At 32.5% G+C, this 20,449-nt stretch carries 10 protein-coding genes; 4 read left to right on the top strand and 6 right to left on the bottom strand.

The window, feature by feature from the left end; translation table 11 throughout:
- Positions 1 to 122 precede the first annotated feature (122 nt).
- From sucC to ACN5J3_RS10035, 3 genes are all read left to right on the top strand, one after another.
- Entirely contained in the window at positions 123 to 1,316 is a 1,194-nt protein-coding gene (sucC, locus tag ACN5J3_RS10045; RefSeq protein WP_418509382.1) for an ADP-forming succinate--CoA ligase subunit beta, read from the top strand.
- Between the two features lie 140 nt (positions 1,317 to 1,456).
- Positions 1,457 to 3,340, top strand: a complete 1,884-nt coding sequence (locus tag ACN5J3_RS10040) for a tetratricopeptide repeat protein (RefSeq protein WP_418511657.1) — start codon at positions 1,457 to 1,459, stop codon at positions 3,338 to 3,340.
- A 175-nt stretch (positions 3,341 to 3,515) separates the two neighbouring features.
- A complete protein-coding gene (locus ACN5J3_RS10035; protein WP_418511656.1) occupies positions 3,516 to 5,015 on the top strand; it encodes a T9SS type A sorting domain-containing protein in 1,500 nt (499 codons plus the stop codon).
- 45 nt (positions 5,016 to 5,060) lie between these two features.
- Here the strand turns inward: ACN5J3_RS10035 and ACN5J3_RS10030 are convergent, their stop codons facing one another.
- Complete coding sequence (locus ACN5J3_RS10030) at positions 5,061 to 5,321, bottom strand: DUF1456 family protein (RefSeq protein ID WP_418511655.1); 261 nt, start codon at positions 5,319 to 5,321, stop codon at positions 5,061 to 5,063.
- Positions 5,322 to 5,583: 262 nt separating this feature from the next.
- On the opposite strand from ACN5J3_RS10030, the gene ACN5J3_RS10025 reads away from it, so the two are divergent.
- A complete protein-coding gene (locus tag ACN5J3_RS10025; protein WP_418511654.1) occupies positions 5,584 to 5,985 on the top strand; it encodes a TerB family tellurite resistance protein in 402 nt (133 codons plus the stop codon).
- Here the strand turns inward: ACN5J3_RS10025 and uvrB are convergent.
- The 5 genes from uvrB to ACN5J3_RS10000 all read right to left on the bottom strand — a co-directional run bounded on the left by uvrB (position 5,982) and on the right by ACN5J3_RS10000 (position 20,360).
- On the bottom strand, positions 5,982 to 7,988 hold the full coding sequence (gene uvrB / locus ACN5J3_RS10020) for an excinuclease ABC subunit UvrB (protein WP_418511653.1): 2,007 nt from the start codon (positions 7,986 to 7,988) through the stop codon (positions 5,982 to 5,984). The genes ACN5J3_RS10025 and uvrB overlap by 4 nt on opposite strands.
- 46 nt (positions 7,989 to 8,034) lie before the next feature.
- Positions 8,035 to 11,163 (bottom strand): T9SS type B sorting domain-containing protein, encoded by a 3,129-nt coding sequence (locus ACN5J3_RS10015; RefSeq protein ID WP_418511652.1) that lies wholly within the window; start codon positions 11,161 to 11,163, stop codon positions 8,035 to 8,037.
- A 70-nt stretch (positions 11,164 to 11,233) separates the two neighbouring features.
- Entirely contained in the window at positions 11,234 to 13,546 is a 2,313-nt protein-coding gene (locus ACN5J3_RS10010; RefSeq protein ID WP_418511651.1) for a choice-of-anchor L domain-containing protein, read from the bottom strand.
- 82 nt (positions 13,547 to 13,628) lie between these two features.
- Entirely contained in the window at positions 13,629 to 18,488 is a 4,860-nt protein-coding gene (locus ACN5J3_RS10005; protein ID WP_418511650.1) for a choice-of-anchor L domain-containing protein, read from the bottom strand.
- An 84-nt stretch (positions 18,489 to 18,572) separates the two neighbouring features.
- On the bottom strand, positions 18,573 to 20,360 hold the full coding sequence (locus ACN5J3_RS10000) for a gliding motility-associated C-terminal domain-containing protein (protein ID WP_418511648.1): 1,788 nt from the start codon (positions 20,358 to 20,360) through the stop codon (positions 18,573 to 18,575).
- Positions 20,361 to 20,449 lie beyond the last annotated feature (89 nt).

The raw sequence follows: 20,449 nt of genomic DNA, 5'->3' as shown, positions 1-20,449 counted from the left end.
AAAACATCTTGTTAATTATTTAACAAATGCAGTGATATTTAAAATATTTTTAGTTGTCAAATATTAGGGTAAGTAAATGTGATTATTTACTTTTGTTGAACTAAAATTTTACTTTAAACAAGATGAATTTACACGAATATCAAGGAAAAGAATTATTAAGCAGTTTTGGCGTACGTATTCAACGTGGATTAGTTGCCCAAACAGCAGACGAAGCAGTTGAAAAAGCTAAACAATTAACTGAAGAAACAGGTACAGGATGGCACGTTATTAAAGCCCAAGTTCATGCAGGTGGACGTGGTAAAGGTGGCGGAGTTAAACTTGCTAAAAACCTAGACGAAGTTAAAGATATTGCTGGTCAAATTATAGGAATGGACCTTGTAACACCTCAAACTTCTGCTGAAGGTAAACGTGTACACCAAGTTTTAGTTGCTGAAGATGTTTATTATCCTGGCGATTCAGAACCTAATGAATTTTACATGTCTGTATTATTAAACAGAGGTAATGGTCGTAACATGATTATGTATTCAACAGAAGGTGGAATGGATATTGAAGAAGTTGCTGAAAAAACACCTCATTTAATTTTTACAGAAGAAATAGATCCTGCAACAGGAATTTTACCTTTTCAAGCACGTCGTGTAGCATTTAATTTAGGTTTAAGTGGTATAGCTTTTAAAGAAATGACAAAGTTTGTTACGGCATTATATACAGCATATGATAAATCTGATGCTTCTTTATTTGAAATCAACCCAGTTTTAAAAACTAGTGATGATAAAATAATGGCAGTAGATGCTAAAGTAACTTTAGATGATAACGCATTATACAGACATAAAGATTTAGCTGAATTACGTGACTTACGAGAAGAAAGCCCTATTGAAGTTGAAGCAGGTCAATTAGGATTAAACTATGTTGATCTTGATGGAAACGTTGGTTGTATGGTAAACGGAGCTGGATTAGCAATGGCTACTATGGATTTAATTAAGCAAGCAGGTGGTGAGCCAGCTAACTTTTTAGATGTTGGTGGTACTGCAGATGCTGCTCGTGTTGAGGCTGCTTTTAGAATTATTTTAAAAGACCCTAACGTAAAAGCTATTTTAATTAACATATTTGGTGGTATTGTACGTTGTGATCGTGTAGCACAAGGTGTTGTAGATGCTTACAAGAATATGGGAGATGCTATACAAGTTCCAATTATTGTACGTTTACAAGGTACAAATGCAGATATAGCTAAAGAATTAATTGATAACTCTGGACTTGATGTATTAAGTGCAACAGAGTTTCAAGAAGCTGCAGATAAAGTACAAGATGTATTGTCTTAATACATAAGATAATCTTAATATAATTAAAAAAAGAGCAACTTAAATAGTTGCTCTTTTTTTTATAAAGCACTCTGTTATAGTGTTTTTTGGTGTAATTATAATATTTAAACTATTTTAGAAGCACTAAACAACCAACTATTATGAAGAAGATTGCTTTTATATTATTATTTGCTACAACATCTGTTTTTTCTCAAGTTGATTCTTTACTGTTAGAGCTTAAAACTATTAAGGATGATACGAGTAAAGTAAAGTTGCTAAATGAAATAGGAAGAAAATCTTTCAACACAAATATAGCATTAGCTTTTAAACATCTTCAAGACGCTATTATTTTAAGTGAAAAGCTTAATTATAAATCAGGGTTAGCAGATTCTTATAAAAATCTTGGAACTGCTTATTTTTATACTAGAGCATACGATAGTACTAGAGTTTATTGGCAAAAATCACTACAAAGTATTCCTGCTTCAGATTCAAGAAAAAAAGGCGATGCATACAATAATATGGGTGTGCTTTTTCAAAGATTGGGAATTGTAGACTCTAGTTTGTATAACTATAAAAAATCGCTTGTTTATAGATTAAAACTTAAAGACTCTTCATTTGCGGCACGATCTTATAATAATATAGCAGCATTAAATAGGCAAAAAGGGAATTACCAAGAGGCGTTGGATTATTATTTTAAAGCATTACCTATTTACCGTAGCTACAGTTTAAAAAAGGAAACATCAGATGCGTTAAACGGTATTGGGTTACTTTATAAAGATTTAGAAAGTTTTGATAAAGCATTAGCTTACTTACAAGAAGCTTATGATTTACGAAAAGAAATAAAGAACCCAAGATTGATTGCTAGTTCAATTAATAATTTAGCAACACTTTATTATCAAATAGGTGATTATAAAAAATCAAAATTATATTATTTAGAGTATTTAGATTTTGCCAAAAAAATGAATGATAAACGTTCTTTAGCAGGTATTTATTCAAATTTAGGTAATATAAGTAAGAGTGAAGACCTCATTGATCAAGCAATGGTTTATTACTCAAAAGCAAATAAGTTGTTTTCTGATATTAAGGATACAGAAAATTCAGCCCTAACAGAAATCAATTTAGCAACATTATTATTTAATCAAAAAAAATATAGCGAAGCAAATCGTTTTTACAATCAAGCCTTAATCAATGCAAAATTATCTGGTTCATTACCATATCAGGTAGATGCATATAAAGGACTTACTGATAGTTATCATCAATTGAATGATTACAAAAAATCTTATCATAATTTTAAACTTTATGCAGCATCGCGAGATAGCTTATTTAAAAATGACTTAACAAAAAAAGTCGCTTTTTACCAAGAGCAATATGAAGCAGAGAAAAAAGCTAAAGAGATTCAAATTTTAAAAACAGATTCTATACAAAAAGATAAAGAAGTAGCGTTGTTTAAGCTTTATAGAAACTGGGCAATTGTATTCTCATTGTTATTAGTTGTTACAATTATCCTTTTATACAATCGTTATAAAATAAGAAGAAAATCATTTCAACTAAAAGAAGCTCTTTTAATAAAAGAAAAAAAAGCATCAGAACTTGAAGCGCAACTTCAGAAAAAAGAACTAGAGTTAAAGTCAGTAGAGTTAAGCTCATTAACAATGAGTTCGTTACAAAAAAATAAACTGTTAGAAGATTTAAGCGATAAAGTAAAAGCATTTGGCGATAATGAAGCCTCAAAGTCTAGTTTTATAAAAGAATTGAATAGTATTATAAAACAAGGTTTAAATTTTGATGATAATTGGGCTACTTTTCAAAAACACTTTAATAATGTTCATCCCAAATTTTTCAAAACATTAAACTTAAAATATCCTAATCTTACCAATAACGACCTAAAATCTTGCGCATATATTCGTATGAATTTATCAACAAAAGAAGTTGCTACACTAACAAACGTTACTCCTAAAAGTGTGAAAATGAGCAGATATCGATTAAAAAAGAAACTAAATCTTGGAAAAGAAGATGATCTAAAGAATTTCTTATACCAAATGTAGTAAGGTGTTTTTAGTTTTTAACCGGTTGTTTTATAGAGGTTTGTGTTTTTTGTAGCCCATTTGTAGACCCCAAAAATTTCTCAATAGTTTGATTTTAACATTGATTTGCACAACCTGCTAGTGGTATAAAAAAAGCTGCTAGTAGGTTAACTATTAATCAATAAATCAAACTTTTATGAAAACAAAATTATTCTTTTATGCCTTAATGTTGCCACTTTTTATTTATTCACAAGAATTTACAACTTATAGGGAAGATGTTTTTGACCCTGACGGAATAGAGGGAGATTACTTCGGAAATAAATTTGCAGTAAGCCCTGATGGAAACACCATTGTAGTAACCTCACCAAGATATGATGGCGTTACAGGAACCGATGCTAATATAGGAAAAGCTTCAGTTTATCAGTATAGTAATAATAGCTGGGAGAAAATAGGAAATGATATTGTTGGTCTTCAGGCTGGCGATTATTTTGGAGACGCTGTTGATATTAATGCTACAGGAGACATTATAGTAGTTGGAGCTCCTTCAGGAAGTCCTAACGGCAATACTTATTCTGGATATGTACGTGTTTTTCAAAATGTTTCTGGCACTTGGACACAATTAGGATCAGACTTTATTGGAGGATCTACTGGTGTGAGTTTAGGAAGGAGTATAAGCTTAAATGCAGACGGAACAAGACTAGCTGTAGGAATACCTGGAGCCAATACAGGAACTGGTGAAGTAAAAGTATACGAAAACAACTCTGGCAATTGGCTTCAATTAGGAAGCACTTTAGAAGGTCTTGTTACTGGAGAGAATTTTGGTAGCACATTAGATTTTAATAATGATGGAGATTATTTAGCTGTAGGTGCTCCTTATCATAACATTAACGGTACAACTAGCGGACAGAGTAGAGGGCAGATATCCGTTTATCAGTATTCGAGTGACTGGAACCGAGTTTTTAATGCTGAAGGCTCTCAAGCGAATGATAGACTTGGTAATACTTTAGCATTAAGCGGAAACAGAGGTATACTGGCAGCTGGAACTAGGCTAGGAACAGGTGTTCCTGGTTACGTAAAAACATATTATTCTAATGGAGTAAGTTACACATATTTTAGAGATATTTTTGGATTAACTAATGGTGATAGGTTTGGTAGTTCTTTATCTCTAAATAATGATGGGTTGTTTATGGCTATTGGTGCACGTTTTTTTAATTCTAGTTCGTCGCCAAGAGTTTACCTATACAAACGCGGGCAAATTGAAGGCGTTAATCATTGGGTTATTCAATCTGGTGAATACGATGATAGTGTTGATGCTAGTAGTGGCCAATCAGTTGCTTTAAATAGTGAAGGAAACGTATTATTTACAAGTTCTGATACTCAAAACCCTAATGGTATTACAGGTGTAATAAAAACCTATGCAGACCATTCTACATTAACAGTAGAGAACAATGTTTTACAAAATCAATTAGCAGTTTATCCAAACCCAGCAACTCATAGCTTATTTATAAAGAGCGTGTCTCATTCAAAAATTAATTCAGTACGTGTTTTTGATATCACAGGAAGGTTGTGTGTAGATAAACAAATAAATACTCTCAAAGAAGTACGTATTGATATGAATCATTTATCAAAAGGTAGTTATTTAGTTAAAGTGCAAGTTGAGAATGCTACAAAAACTTTTAAGGTGCTTAAAAATTAAGCAGTTTAATACTTAAAGTAGTTATTTAATTAAAAGAGCAACTGTTTAGTTGCTCTTTTTTTGTGGTGTAAGTTTTGGTTTTTTATCTGGTTTAGGACCTCGTAAATGTATTACAAGCCCATTTAAAAAATTTCTTAAAATTTGATCACCGCATTCCTTGTATTTAGGGTGATCTTCTTTTCTAAAAAAAGCACCTAATTCACTTTTAGAAATTCTGAAATCTACCAGTTCTAAAATCTTTACAATTTCGTCATCTCGCAACTGTAAAGCAACTCGTAGTTTCTTAAAAATATCATTGTTTGTCATAATTATAATTTAAAGCTATTATAATGAATAAATTACCATGTGCATTTCATCGAAAATGACATTTTTATGAAATGAAAGTCGATAAAATGTATTTTTGATTTAAGCAACTTAAAATCAGTGTTTTAAATATTGTTTTTAATTTAAAGTAAAAAAACAACGATGAAATACCATGTAATTTTCGACAAGTTACAATTTATAAGGGATTATCAAATATTCTATCTCTGTATCTTTATAAAAAGTAATTGCTAATCCTTTGTTTAGTATGATTAATAGAGTAGAAAAGTTAAGTTTATTGTCTGAAATGATTTCATTTGCAAAAAATGAAAGTGATTTAAAGCCTATTGAATATAATTTTTTATTGGCTATAACAAAACAATTAGAAATAAGCCGAGAAGACTTTGATTATCTCATTGAAAATCCAATAAATTATATTCATTTAAACTCTCATAGTGAACGTATTGTTCAGTTTCATAGGTTGGTTTTATTGATGAATATTGATAATGAAAAATCTCATAAGGAAATAACAAAGCTTTTTAATTATGGTTTGCGTATGGGTTTAAGCCATGAGTCAATAAACAAGGTGCTTTATTTAATGGATAGTTTTCCTAATAAAGTTGTGCCACCAGATGTTTTAATTGATATTTTTAAGGTACAATACAACTAATTAGCTTTTAGCACGTCTAGTTTTTCCTGATAGCTTTTTATTTTGTCTCTAAATTTTGCAGCTTCCATAAAATCTAGGTTTTTGGCAGCATTTTCCATATGCTTTCTGTTCTCGCGAATTTTCTTTTCTAACTCACTTTTAGATAAATATTCGCTTTCTGGTTCTGCGGCTTTAGCAGCTTCTAATTCATAACTGTAAGTACTAACAGAATTTTTAGATAAAGCACTGTCTAAACTTTTGTTGAGAGCTTTAGGAACTAGGTTATGTTTTGTGTTATAGTTTATTTGCTTTTCACGTCTATAGTTAGTTTCATCTATAGTTTTTTGCATGCTGTTTGTAATTTTATCAGCATACATAATGGCTTTACCATTTAGGTTTCTAGCAGCCCTACCAACAGTTTGAGTTAATGAGCGTGCTGAACGTAAAAAACCTTCTTTATCAGCATCTAAAATGGCTACCAACGAAACCTCGGGTAAATCTAAACCTTCTCGAAGTAAATTAACACCAACTAATACATCAAACAATCCTTTTCTTAAGTCTTGCATAATTTCTACACGCTCAAGTGTATCAACATCGCTATGTATATAACGACAACGAATTTGAATTCTATCAAGATACTTGGTAAGTTCTTCTGCCATACGTTTGGTAAGTGTTGTAACCAACGTACGCTCATCTTTTTCAACACGTTGCTGTATTTCTTCTATTAAATCATCAATTTGATTGAGACTTGGTCTCACTTCTATAATAGGATCTAATAAACCAGTAGGTCTGATAACTTGCTCAACATAAACGCCATCGGTTTTTTGCAATTCATAGTCGGCTGGAGTTGCACTTACATATATCACTTGATTTTGTAAGGCTTCAAATTCTTCAAACTTTAGCGGTCTATTATCCATAGCAGCAGGAAGTCTAAAACCATACTCTACTAGGTTTTCTTTTCGGCTTCTATCGCCGCCATACATAGCATGAACTTGAGAGATAGTCACATGACTTTCGTCAACAACCATTAGGTAATCATCAGGAAAATAATCTAATAAACAGAAAGGTCTTGAGCCTGGTTGCCTGCCGTCTAGATAGCGCGAATAGTTTTCAATACCAGAGCAATAGCCTAATTCTCTAATCATTTCTAGGTCAAACTCGGTACGCTCTTTAAGGCGTTTTGCTTCTAGATGTTTGCCTATTTCTTTAAAATAATCATGTTGTTTAACTAAATCGTCTTGAATGTCTTTTATGGCGTTTTGTAATATTTCAGGCGAAGTAACAAACATATTTGCTGGGTAAATATTCAAACGGTCATATTTCTCAATGACTTCATTGGTTTGTACATTAAAGGCTTCAATCTCTTCAATTTCATCACCAAAAAAGTGAATGCGAAAAGCATGATCGTCATAACTAGGGAAAATATCTACAGTATCACCTTTTATTCTAAAGTTTCCATGGTTGAAATCGGCTTCTGTTCTAGAATATAAACTTTGAACCAGTCTATGAAGAAGTTTTGTTCGTGATATTACTTGATCACGCTCAATAGAAATAACATTTTTTTGAAATTCTACAGGGTTACCAATACCATATAAGCAAGACACAGATGCAACCACCAGAACATCTCGTCGCCCTGAAAGTAGCGAAGATGTTGTGCTTAATCGCATTTTTTCTATCTCTTCGTTTATAGATAAATCTTTTTCAATATAAACGCCAGATACAGGAATGTAAGCTTCTGGTTGATAATAATCATAGTATGACACAAAGTATTCAACTGCATTATCAGGAAAAAACTGTTTAAATTCAGAATATAATTGTGCAGCAAGTGTTTTGTTATGAGCTAAAACAAGCGTAGGTCGCTGTACTTCTTGAACAACATTAGCAACTGTAAATGTTTTTCCAGAACCAGTAACACCTAAAAGTGTTTGGTATTGCTCGCTAGATTCAATACCATTAACTAGTTTTTTTATGGCTTGAGGCTGATCTCCTGTTGGACTAAATTCTGATTTTATCTTGAATTTCATACAACAAAATTACATAAAAATAAATGCGCTTCCTACTTAATTAAGATTAACGCTTTAGAGTAAAATGACCATTAAGCTGTTCACCTGTTTTTAGAGTAATAAGATACCAATAGTCATTTGTTTCCATAGGGTATCCATTGTAATTACCATCCCAACGCTTAAGTCTTGGAGAAACCTGTTTTAAAAGTTTGCCGTATCTATCAAAAATGTAAATTTCTTTAATCGTGTTTTTGTTGTCTGTTATTTGCCAAACATCATTTTGACCATCAAAATTTGGTGTGAAAAATAACGGAATACGAATGTCATTAGATTCCTTAATTTCAAAATTTAAAGATTTTATGATACAACCGTTACTATCTTGAACATAAAGCGTATGAGTTCCAGGTGAAAGATTGTAAAAAGATGCACTTGTTTGAAAGTTAGAATTATCAACTGCATACTCATAATTAATACTTGTATTAGACATGTTTACAATAAGGTTGTTGTCATTTATTGAAATATTAGAATCGTTTAAGCTAAAATCAACCGAAGTATAAATAGTTACCGTAAAACTACTTTCACTAGAGCAAGTATTTGGCGCAGTACCAACCTCGTTAAAAATGTAAATAGTTTGCGTAGAAGAAATTACTTCACCAGCATTAAGTTGTAAACCATTACCGTTTGCTTGTGTAAAGTAATTACCATTTGTAAGTGCAGGTAACGTATAGCTAGAGCAATCTGTATAATCAGCAAGCGTATCTACAGGCGGATTTCCAGAAATAGTTACCGTAAAACTACTTTCACTAGAACAAGTATTTGGCGCAGTACCAACTTCGTTAAAAATGTAAATAGTTTGCGTAGAAGAAATCACTTCACCAGCATTAAGTTGTAAACCATTACCGTTTGCTTGTGTAAAGTAATTACCATTTGTAAGTGCAGGTAACGTATAGCTAGAGCAATCTGTATAATCAGCAAGCGTATCTACAGGCGGATTTCCAGAAATAGTTACCGTAAAACTACTTTCACTAGAACAAGTATTTGGCGCAGTACCAACTTCGTTAAAAATGTAAATAGTTTGCGTAGAAGAAATCACTTCACCAGCATTAAGTTGTAAACCATTACCGTTTGCTTGTGTAAAGTAATTACCATTTGTAAGTGCAGGTAACGTATAACTAGAGCAATCTGTATAATCAGCAAGTGTATCTACAGGCGGATTTCCAGAAATGGTTACCGTAAAACTACTTTCACTAGAACAAGTATTTGGTGCAGTACCAACTTCGTTAAAAATATAAATAGTTTGCGTAGAAGAAATTACTTCACCAGCATTAAGTTGTAAACCATTACCATTTGCTTGTGTAAAGTAATTACCATTTGTAAGTGCAGGTAACGTATAACTAGAGCAATCTGTATAATCAGCAAGTGTATCTACAGGCGGATTTCCAGAAATGGTTACCGTAAAACTACTTTCACTAGAACAAGTATTTGGTGCAGTACCAACTTCGTTAAAAATATAAATAGTTTGCGTAGAAGAAATTACTTCACCAGCATTAAGTTGTAAACCATTACCATTTGCTTGTGTAAAGTAATTACCATTTGTAAGTGCAGGTAACGTATAGCTAGAACAATCAGAGTAATCAGCAAGCGTATCTACAGGCGGATTTCCAGAAATGGTTACCGTAAAACTACTTTCACTAGAACAAGTATTTGGCGCAGTACCAACCTCATTAAAAATGTAAATAGTTTGTGTAGAAGAAATTACTTCACCAGCATTAAGTTGTAAACCATTACCATTCGCCTGTGTAAAGTAATTACCATTTGTAAGTGCAGGTAACGTATAGCTAGAACAATCAGAGTAATCAGCAAGCGTATCTACAGGCGGATTTCCAGAAATGGTTACCGTAAAACTACTTTCACTAGAGCAAGTATTTGGTGCAGTACCAACCTCGTTAAAAATATAAATAGTTTGTGTAGAAGAAATTACTTCGCCAGCATTAAGTTGTAAACCATTACCATTTGCCTGTGTAAAGTAATTACCATTTGTAAGTGCAGGTAAGGTATAACTAGAACAATCTGTATAATCAGCAAGTGTATCAACTTGAGGATTATTTACATTAAGCTGTACGGCCATGCTTACCAAATCACATGTTGCAGATGTCATTTCACAATAGTATTGATTTCCATCAAAACTTGTAGGTGCATTATTTACTGTTAGTGTGCTAGTGTTGGCTCCAGAATAATTAGCGTTATTTGTAACGTTAACCCAGTTGCCTGAAGCATCAAGTGTAAGCCATTGATAAGTGTAAACACCAGTATTAATAGATACAGAAAATGTTGTAGAACCGTTTTCACATATCTCTTGAGAGTTAGGTTGAGTTACAGTAGGCGTGTTATCAGGAATAGGATTAGCAGTGTGTGAATCTAAATCAGAGCAATCTTCTTCAGAATTTATAGTCCAATCACTACCGTTAAAAGTGGTTTGACTAACAGCTGCATCAGGGTTTCTAATAATACTGTAACCTCTTTCTCCTGGAGCATTTACAATGTCAATTAGTACACCATTTTTTAAAAGTTTAAATTCATCGTTATCATTAATTCCAGTGGAAACAGTAAAATCAGCAGTTAGCGATGGGCAATCTGAACCACTACCTAATATGATAATAAAAGTGTCTAATGGTTGGATAGTACCTAAAACATTGTAGGTATGGCTTGGAGTAGTGTTTCCAATATCTCCATAACGTTCAATGACATAAATTCCGTCTAATACTATTGGTGAACTTGTTGGGTTGTAAAGCTCAATGACAGCATAACTTCCTGATAAGGCATCATAAATTTCAGAAATATAAGCGTCTGCAGTACTACATTGTGAATCTAGAAAGGTAAAGTCAGTTGCAGCATTTCCCGTACAACCTCCTGAACTTGTAATTGTAATTATTGATGAACTACTGATTCCTGCAGGAACATAAGCTTCTATAACATTATCATTTATAATAGAGAAAGAAGTAGAAATTCCATCGAAAAAAACAGAAGCAGCATCATTAAAGTTTGATCCATTTATTGTAACTAATGTGTTTTCTGGACCTTGAGTTGGTGAAAAGTTAGTTACTATAGGAGCTGGACAAATGTTTGATTTAGCAACACTTAAGTTTGTGTATAAAACTGAAAAAATAATTGCAGATAAGAAGGCGATTCGTTTCATTAAAAAAATAATTGGCTGGCAAAAATAGTAAATATTTTAGGGAGTTTGTGTTAAGCCTGTGTTACTTTCACTATCGTACTAAAGAGAAATGACCAAAATATTCCTTACCATTTTGAAAAACAGCGTGGTACCAGTAATCGTCACTAGCCATATTTTGACCATTGAAAACGCCATTCCATCCATTTTCAGAAGCATTTAACTCTTTAATTAGTTTGCCATAACGGTCAAATATTTTGATAGTTAATTGGTTTGAAGTGATTCCTATAGGTTTCCAGGTATCATTATCGCCATCACCATTTGGTGTGAAAAATTTAGGGAAACCAAGCACAGATACATCTTTTGAAATAAGACCACAACCGTTTTTATCTCTTACAAAAATGGTATATAAACCAGCAGATACGTTTGTGAATATATTGCTATCTTGAAAAGAGCTATTATCTAATGCGTATTCATAATCACCTTCTCCAGATGCATGTATGGTTATTGAATTGTTTGAAGAAGCTTCAATAATAGAAACATCATCAATGGTTGCAATGTTAGATGGTGTGACAGTTATAGTCCTGATTGCCGAACACCCATTGGCGTTGGTAACCGTTACAGTGTAGACACCTGTTTCGTTAATTGCAATTTGTGACGTATTGGTGTTCAGGTCAGTTCCGTCTTTCTCCCAGGTAAATGTGTAATTATTATTAGATCCGTTGGTGATTCCTGCGTCTAAATAGGTGAATGTAGGAAAATCATTTAAACAATATAAAATCGTTTCATCAGGTAATAAGTCAGGATTTTCATTAATATGTATAACAACTTCACTCACAGAGTAACAGGCATTGTTATTTGTGATTTTTACATACAGAGTTTCGCTGTAAGGATTACTGTTGGTGTATGAGTTGCTTAATGGATTTTGATTAACGTAGGCATCATTTTCGTTTGAATAAAAAACAATAGAAGCGCCATTAGGAACCAAAGGTTCAATGGTGTTTTGAACCTCATTTAAATTAAAACTGGTAATACCATCAGCAGTTTCGTCGTCACAAGTGTTATAATCAGGAATAACTACGGTGTTATTTGAAGTGTCTAAAGTTACTTCTGCAATAGCAAAACAACCATATCTATTTTCAATACGCGCATAAACTGTTTGCAAAATTTGCGTATTTTCATAAGCAGTAGGGTTCGTAATATTATCAGTATTTTGTATGGCGTTATTTCTATCTGTAAAGAAGCCTGTTATAGATCCGTCTTGAGATTGAATAGTGGTTCTTGATGCATCAAATAAATTATAAACTGTAAAGCCATTTTGATCTGCATCGCAATTTATTAATGTGGTATTATTTACTACTGGAGGTTGGCTATATTCAACAGTTATAGTTCCATAAGCGATACAGTTGTTTTGTAGTGTAACTTCAACATCATAAACACCTTCTTGTGCTACTGTGTAAGTTGCATTTGTTTCACCAACGATTTCTGCGTTATTTCTAAACCACCTGTAAGTGTTATTGCCAGGCATTTGTGCATCAACATCCAAGGTTTCATTCTCACAAAGTGGGTTTCCTGTAGCAATAAGTCTATCTGGACCTAAATCTGTTCCTAATCTAAAGCTTCCGGCTTCTAAAAATACAGCCGAGTCATAACGATAGTTTTGCTCGTCAGCAATAACAAGTTTTACATGATAAGCTTGATTAGGAATAATATTAGCCGTTGCTGTTAAAACTGCTGTTTGTCCGTTAAAATTTATAGGAGCATTAGCATTGTTCCAACCTCCAAAATAAGCTTCGTTTATTGGGTCACAACCATTAGGGATTCCTGAATGTACAGTTGTAACTTTAACAGGAGTTTGTGTATTTGGAACTAAAGCAATATTAGTATACTCTTGTTGGTTTACGGGGCGAATTAAAAATCCAAATAAGTCAGAGTATCTACAGGTGTTGCTGTCTCCTTCTTGATATTCTTCGGAAGCAAATAAGTAGCGAAAATTTATTTGATCAGCATTTGAAGTAAAATTAAACTCTAAAATTGTAGCGTTTAAGGTATTTGATTCATTTAATGCGTTTTCTAAATCATTGTCTCCTGTCCAATTAGGGGCGTCATCATCGCTTATATAAGTGTTTGGTCCAGGTACATTGGATAATCTGCCAGTACTTAAAACAATACCTCTTTGAAAAGGAAACCCAGTTCCTGTGGCATCAAAATAACCATAACTTTGGTCGGTGTCATTAAAGTTTCCACCTACGACACCTGTAACAGTAACATTTGTAATACAATCACTATCAATCAAAACATCCTCAATGAGTTGTTGCGGTGTATATGTTTGACTGTCTACTTGTACATTTTGAGACCATGTGTAAGCAGATAATAAAAATATAAGGATGTATATGCCTTTTTTCATTACTTTTTATTGGGGTGCAAATATAACCAATAATAGCGTTTTTCTCTTGGTTAAGAATGTTAAAGCCGTAATAAAAAAAGAGTTATCTTTTTAATGTAAAGTGACCTTTTACTTCAAATTCACTTTCATCTTTTTTTACTTTTGCTAAAAACCAATAATCACTTGTGGGCATAGGACTATTATTGTAAGTACCATCCCAGCCTATTGATGTATGACTTAATGTTTTAAGTAGTTTGCCATATCTATCAAAAATATAAACGATTGTCCCTTCTAGTTTTTCTATTCCTGTAATTTGCCAAACGTCATTTTGTCCGTCATTATTTGGGGTGAAAAATAAAGGCGCATCAACCACAACAATTTCTTTTATTGCAGAAGCACATCCGTTTAAATCATATACTTCAATAGTGTGTGGTCCTAACGTTACATTGTAAAAAGTATTAGATTCTTGAGGAGCGCCTCCGTCTAAAATGTATACATAATCTCCAATGCCGCTTATTGTGACAGTAATGTTGTTAGGGTCTGAAAAGTCTACAGTTTCAGTAAACTCAATGGTTGCTTGCTCTGATTCAATAACATTAAATGTAGTTGATGTTGAACAGCCATATTGTGTAGTGACAGTTACAGAATAGGTGCCTATTTGTGTGATGTCAATAGTTGGTGTTGTAGCGTTTGTAGACCATTGATAGGAGTCTGTGGCAAAGCCAGTATCGGCTGAAACGACTAAAGGTAAACTATTTAAACAAACTGTTTGGTCTGGAATATTTAATTCAGGTTTTCTGTGTACAAAAATGTCAAAAGATGTTATGCTAAAACAATTTGTTGTATTGTTTTCTATTCTTGCATATAGTGTTTGATTATCATAAGCCACATAATTTAAATCTTGAATAGCGTTTACATTATCTATAGCTTCTTCTTCTAGTTCAAAATAAGAAACGGTGTATTGATTTGCACTTTGATTGCCTAATATAATAGGTGTTTGATCTGATAAATCAAATAGGTGCATAGCATCAAAATCATCATCACAGGTTTCAAGGTTAGGAGCAGAATGTGCTACTGGAGTAGGGTTGATTATTAAGTTAAATGATGAAATTTGTACACAATTTGTTAATGTGTTTTCAGCCCTAACGTAAATTGTGTCATTATAAGAAGTATAAGTGTAATTAGTATCTAATGCATTTGATTCATTTTCTGCATTGGTTAGGTTTGCGTAAAATGTGGTTTCTATATTTTGCTGGTTTCCAATTAAAGTAGGTAAGGCATCAGACAGATTATATGTTAGGTTATCTGGCTCACAAACTTGAACTAAAGGTGCTAATATTTGAGGAGGTATATTAACATGTAAGTCGATAGGAACTGAAACATAGCATAAAGAGACCGTGTTGGTTATTTTTATATACACTGTTTGCGGGTTGCTAGTGTTATTATAGGCGTTTGAATTTTGAATTTCTATATGGTTCTCAACATCATTTAAATCGGCATGATAGCTAATTGCAATATCATCTTGTCTTATATTTAAAACTTCAGATTCAGAAACAGTTAAGTCAAAAGTTGTTATTTCGTCATAATCGTCATCACATAATACAATCTCTGGAGCTGAATTTACTATAGGAACTTGTATCACTTGTAGACCAAATTCTGCAATACCGAAGCAGTGAGTTCCATTGTCTATACGCGCATATATTTGTTGAGGGTTTTCTTCGTTAGCAAAGTCAAGAGGCAAGCTGTTTTGTGCGTTATTGGCTTCGTCTAGTGTTCTATGGTATGTGATAGTTAGGTTTTCTGGACTATTAAGAGATATTTGGTCTGTAACAATAGAAAGGTCAAATATTTCTTGGCCATCATTAGAAATATCGTCACAAACAGCTTGATCTAAAGGTGTGTTATAAATAGGGTTAGAGCCAACATCTATTATAAAAGAAGCTGTGTTATAACATGAAATATCACTGATGTTTTCAGTTCTTACATAAATGGTTTGTGGGTTTGATGTATTTGTGTAAGCAACTGTTTTGTCAATAATATTGGTTCTGTTTATGGCGTGGTTTTCTTCAGTAAAGTATAAAACACGTTTACCTGTTTGTCCGTCTAATATTTCTTCATCTTTATTGATAAATAAAAATTCAGCTGTTTGGTTTCCGTCAGATTCACAATTGCTATAATTGCTTATTTCTGGAAAATAGGGTTCGGTATTTACTATAATATCAAATACAGCTATAGCATAACAACTTGTAATATCACTTTCAATTCTAGAGTATATAGTTTGCGTATTTGCATTGTATACATCAGTGTTTTCAATTGCGTCAATGTTGTTGTTGGCATCATATAAAGAGGTGAAAAATAAGATGTTTAAGTCTGTAGTATCACTTACCATTTCAGAAATTTTATCATCAAGATTTACTATGTGAAAACCATCTTGATCCTCATCGCAAATTATAATATCACTAGGTTGTGAAACTGTTGGTGCTGGAATTACATTTATTTGTATTTCAGCAGTATCTCTACAGCCTGTAGAACCACTTCTTACACTTATATATAGTGTTTGTGGGTTTGATGTATTCGTATAAAACGGCGGTAAGGCATTTTCTAGATCATCAGCATTTTGTTGAGTTAAATAATAGCTTACTTGAGGATCAGCAATACCTTCACCAAAATAAGTATCAAAAGTGCTTAAGTCAATTGATGTAAATCCATCATCATCTATATCACAGTAATCAACAGGATTTAAAGGCTGTATGTAAACAGGTGGATTTATAATTAGATTTATACTGTTTAGGTGCGTACAATCATCATTTGATATGGTTATATATAATGTATGTGGTGATGAAGTAACTTGATATGGTATGTTTTGATCTATAGCATTGGTTTCGTTAAGTTGATCTTGCTCGTTTTCGTAAAACGTTACTGTTGTGTTTGGAAGCCCATTTATAATCGTATTTGCTATGTTTGTCAAATTAAAGTTACTAATGCCATCATTACTAGCATCATCACAATTGTAAAAATTTCTAATATTGGTTTCAGACTCTAATATATTAGAATAAAGAGTCACGTTAGATATAGCAGGGCAGTCATTATCATCACTTACAACTCTAACATAAACTACCTCAACATTTGGCGTGGTGTTTTCATAATTGGTAATATCTTGTATAGGGTTGTCTCCTGTTTGAGCATCTTGGTTTGTAGTATGAAATGTTACTGTTACGTTTGTTAAGCCTTGTAAAATATCATCTATAACAGAAGATAAATCAAAGGTTTCAAAGCCATCATCATCTTGCTCACAAGCATTAATTGATTGAGGATCTGTATTTATTTGAGGTGTTTCTAAAATAGTTATATTTACAGATGTTGTATCAGAACAACCTGTATCAGGGTTTGTTACTCTTATAAAAACTTCTTGATTAGAGTTTGTGTTGACAAAGATTGAATTGATTTGGTTGTCGCCAGAATCAGCATCAGTTTGAGAGTAGTGATACGTTACTAAAACATCAGGATTGTTATTAGAAACTTCATCATTGAGTTGTGTTAAATCTACTTGAGTACCTCCATTTACAGCATCAGGGTCACAAATTATTAGAGGTTCAGGCTCTACAATTTCAGGAGAAGGGTTTACAATTAAATCAAATTGTGAATACGTTAAACACCCATTATCATTATCTTCAATTCTAACAAAAAGTGTTTGCGGATTGCTTGAGTTTTGTATTAATGAAGATTGAGGGCTATTGTTTTCTATAGCATCATTTTCAGATAAGTGATAGCTTATGTTATAGTTACTTGGTGCTAATAATGCCAATATTTCAGGTGTTTTTAGGTCGAGATTAAAAACTCTTATATCATCATTTTCGGCAGTATCACAAAGTATAAAGTTAGTTATACCACTTAAGGTTTGCGCATCGTTTAGGTTTACTTGAATGGAATCTTCAATTTCGCAAAAATCATTATTTAACGGAATACGAATTAATACACTGTATTCTCCAGATTCAGTTACATTAAGAGAAGACGTTGTTTCTCCGTTAATTAGTCCATTGTTAAAATACCATTCATAACTAGCATTGTTATTATCAATATCGGCATTTAGTGTTGTGTTATCAGCGCATGTAGTTATATCTGATCCTAAATCAACTGAAGAGTTAAAGCTATTTCCTTCTATAAATACGGCAGAGTCATAACTTTCATCAGTTTGATCTGCTACAATAAGTTTAATGTGATATTCTACATTGGGTAATATGTTAGCAGTAGCTGTCATAACCGTTGTTCGGCCATTAAAGTTAGTGTCACCAATATTATAACCCTCAAAATAAGCTTCGTTTTGAGCAGGGCAAATTCCAACTATTTCTTCATGAATTGTATTGGTGTTAACAGATGTATTGGTGCCAGGAATTACAGCTATATTGGTATAGGGCTCTGTTGAGCCTGCTTCTTTAATTAGAAACGCAAATCCATCAGAGTAATCACATGGAAAACTTGCATAATACTCTTCTGAAGCCAATATGTAATTAAACTGTATTTGATTTGTAACAGAAGTAAAGTTGAACTCTATAGAGGTCGCATTAAGCGTGTTTGTGATTTCAAGAGCATTTTCTAAATCGCTATCAGTTCCCCAGTTTATATTGCCTTCGCTAAGAGCAATTGTGTTTTGTGTATTTCCAGCAGCTATCACAGAACCTGTTGATAGTACAATTCCGTTTTCAAAAGGAAAGTTTGATGAGCCTCTTTCAAAATAACCATAACTCCTTATCTGGTTTACGCTACCATTTATGCTAGATGTAATATCAGACACATCTACACATCCAACAGCTAGGTGTTCTTCAATTAACTGTGAAGGAGATAAATTGTCAACAATCTGAATTTGTTGGGCATAAAATACGTGACTAATTAACGCCATAATCACTACGTATATGTAGCGTAAGCTTTTGAAAGACGTACTCTTTGTTCTGTTTAGATTTGTCAACTTTAGTTAAATTTATGTTTAAACGCGCGACAAAATAACTAAAATACAGATTAAACGCAAAAAAACACGATTAAATGCATTTTGTTATTTATTTAAATAAACCCATCCAGTCATAGGTTTGTAGTTTGAATCGTTAAGATGTAATATGTAATAATAGGTTCCTACAGGTAAAATCTTTCCTTTGTTATTAAGACCTTTATTAGCTTTACCTTGCCATGGTAAGGTGTTATTACCCTCAAAGATTAATGTTCCGTATCTGTTATATATTAATAGTTTGTGATTCTCAAAAATATTATAGAGCCCTTGTATGTTAAACCAATCATTATAGCCATCATTGTTTGGGGTAAAAACTTCGGGGATGTATGGCGGACAATTTTTTACAATTAATTTACTCCTAAAGATATCAAAACAAATTGAATTTTCTATTTTAATGTATATATATTGTTGGTTTTGAGTGTTTTTGTAGTTTGTTGGTGTTAGAATTTCATTGTTATCATTATATAAATCTTCTAAAGTTGTATAGTAACTAACATTAAAGTTTGTGTCATAATTTATACTGTTTAATAAGTGTGTTAAATCAAAATGAGCACTATCAAAGCCTTCATCACAATTACTCAAGTCAGGTAAATCAATAACTTCAGGAAATGGAATTAATGAGACATCGTTTTGAGATGTGTTGTTCAGTTCATTAAGTTCTGTAACTATACCAACTCCAGTTCCATCATCATCTATAACAGCGGTTAATGTAAAGTCTAACGGAATATTTTCAGGAATAGTTATCTGTATGGTGTTGCTTTCTGAAGCTCCAACATTAAGCGTGTTTTGAGTATACGATTGCGCAATTAATTCGTTATTTGCATAGAAAGCAATTGGCGTATTGTTAGGCAATATATCTGTGCTATTAAAATTTGAAACAGTATAGTCAACTTCAACATCTCTGTTGTTACAAAAAACAGTTGTATCGTTTATAGAAATGGTTGCATCTGGTAACTGTATGTTTAATACAGTAATGATATTGTTTAAGATAATTAAATCTGCTTGAAAAATACCATTAGAATCAAAACCTCCTGTGGTTAGTTTGATTTCAACCGATGTATCTCCAATAGCAATATTATTTTGAACATTATAAACATCTAAATCACAATTATAAAACGTGTTAGAGTTAGTGAAACTATTTGTGCCGTTAAATGCATTATCAGATGGGTTTAAAGGAGGATTAGAAAGTAGGTTGTTATTAATTAATAACGATTCGCCATAATTTAAAAGAGAATCACCTTCCCAAGCTAGAAATCCTATTTTAGCACCAATATTATCTAAAACATTAATGTCTTCTAACAAGATTACTTTTTCCTGAATGTTTCTATTTATAATTTCTAATCCTTGAAAAATATTTATCTGATTTATGGGTAAGCTGCTATCTTCATAAATAACATACAAACTCCAACCTGCAAAATTTGTTCTATTATTACAATATCCAGAATTTGATGATAATGTGTCTGAAATATCTAATCCTGAAAATTCATAGATTCCGTTTCCTTGTGATATTACATAGTTAGAAACATTGGCAACACACGAAAAATAGGTTAGGGTACCATAATTAGGGTCTTCATAGTCAATAGTGTAGGTTTCTTCAGCGTTAATGGTTTGGTTGTTAAAATTAATTTCTAAATCACCAGCACCTGAACCAGCCCAATATAAATATGCAGCAACAATGGTATGACTACTGTTTATGGTTAATTGAGCTTCAGATTCAGGAAGGATTTCACAAAAATCTCTAACAATATTATTCTCTTCTGGGTTTAGAGTGTTACCTATGGCAGTATAATCATAGCGGCCATTGAATTGCTGAAAAAGATCTATGTCTTGGCACAATCCATTATTTATGCAAACAAAGAATAAAAAGGCAAAGATTATGTAGTTACGATACATTAATAATTAGAAACTATATTTCTAAATAAATG

Origin of the sequence: Corallibacter sp. (assembly GCF_048381695.1) — a bacterium.
Lineage (GTDB): Bacteria > Bacteroidota > Bacteroidia > Flavobacteriales > Flavobacteriaceae > Corallibacter > Corallibacter vietnamensis.
The sequence above is the reverse complement of the archived record's forward strand: the minus strand, read 5'-3'. Positions and strand labels throughout refer to the sequence as shown.

What these genes read in the sequence shown, in the direction of transcription:
- uvrB (WP_418511653.1), bottom strand. Translation starts at nt 7,988, where the DNA reads ATGAAATTCAAGATAAAATCAGAATTTAGTCCAACAGGAGATCAGCCT.
- ACN5J3_RS10040 (WP_418511657.1), top strand. Translation starts at nt 1,457, where the DNA reads ATGAAGAAGATTGCTTTTATATTATTATTTGCTACAACATCTGTTTTT.
- ACN5J3_RS10035 (WP_418511656.1), top strand. Translation starts at nt 3,516, where the DNA reads ATGAAAACAAAATTATTCTTTTATGCCTTAATGTTGCCACTTTTTATT.
- ACN5J3_RS10010 (WP_418511651.1), bottom strand. Translation starts at nt 13,546, where the DNA reads ATGAAAAAAGGCATATACATCCTTATATTTTTATTATCTGCTTACACA.
- ACN5J3_RS10025 (WP_418511654.1), top strand. Translation starts at nt 5,584, where the DNA reads ATGATTAATAGAGTAGAAAAGTTAAGTTTATTGTCTGAAATGATTTCA.
- sucC (WP_418509382.1), top strand. Translation starts at nt 123, where the DNA reads ATGAATTTACACGAATATCAAGGAAAAGAATTATTAAGCAGTTTTGGC.
- ACN5J3_RS10015 (WP_418511652.1), bottom strand. Translation starts at nt 11,163, where the DNA reads ATGAAACGAATCGCCTTCTTATCTGCAATTATTTTTTCAGTTTTATAC.
- ACN5J3_RS10030 (WP_418511655.1), bottom strand. Translation starts at nt 5,321, where the DNA reads ATGACAAACAATGATATTTTTAAGAAACTACGAGTTGCTTTACAGTTG.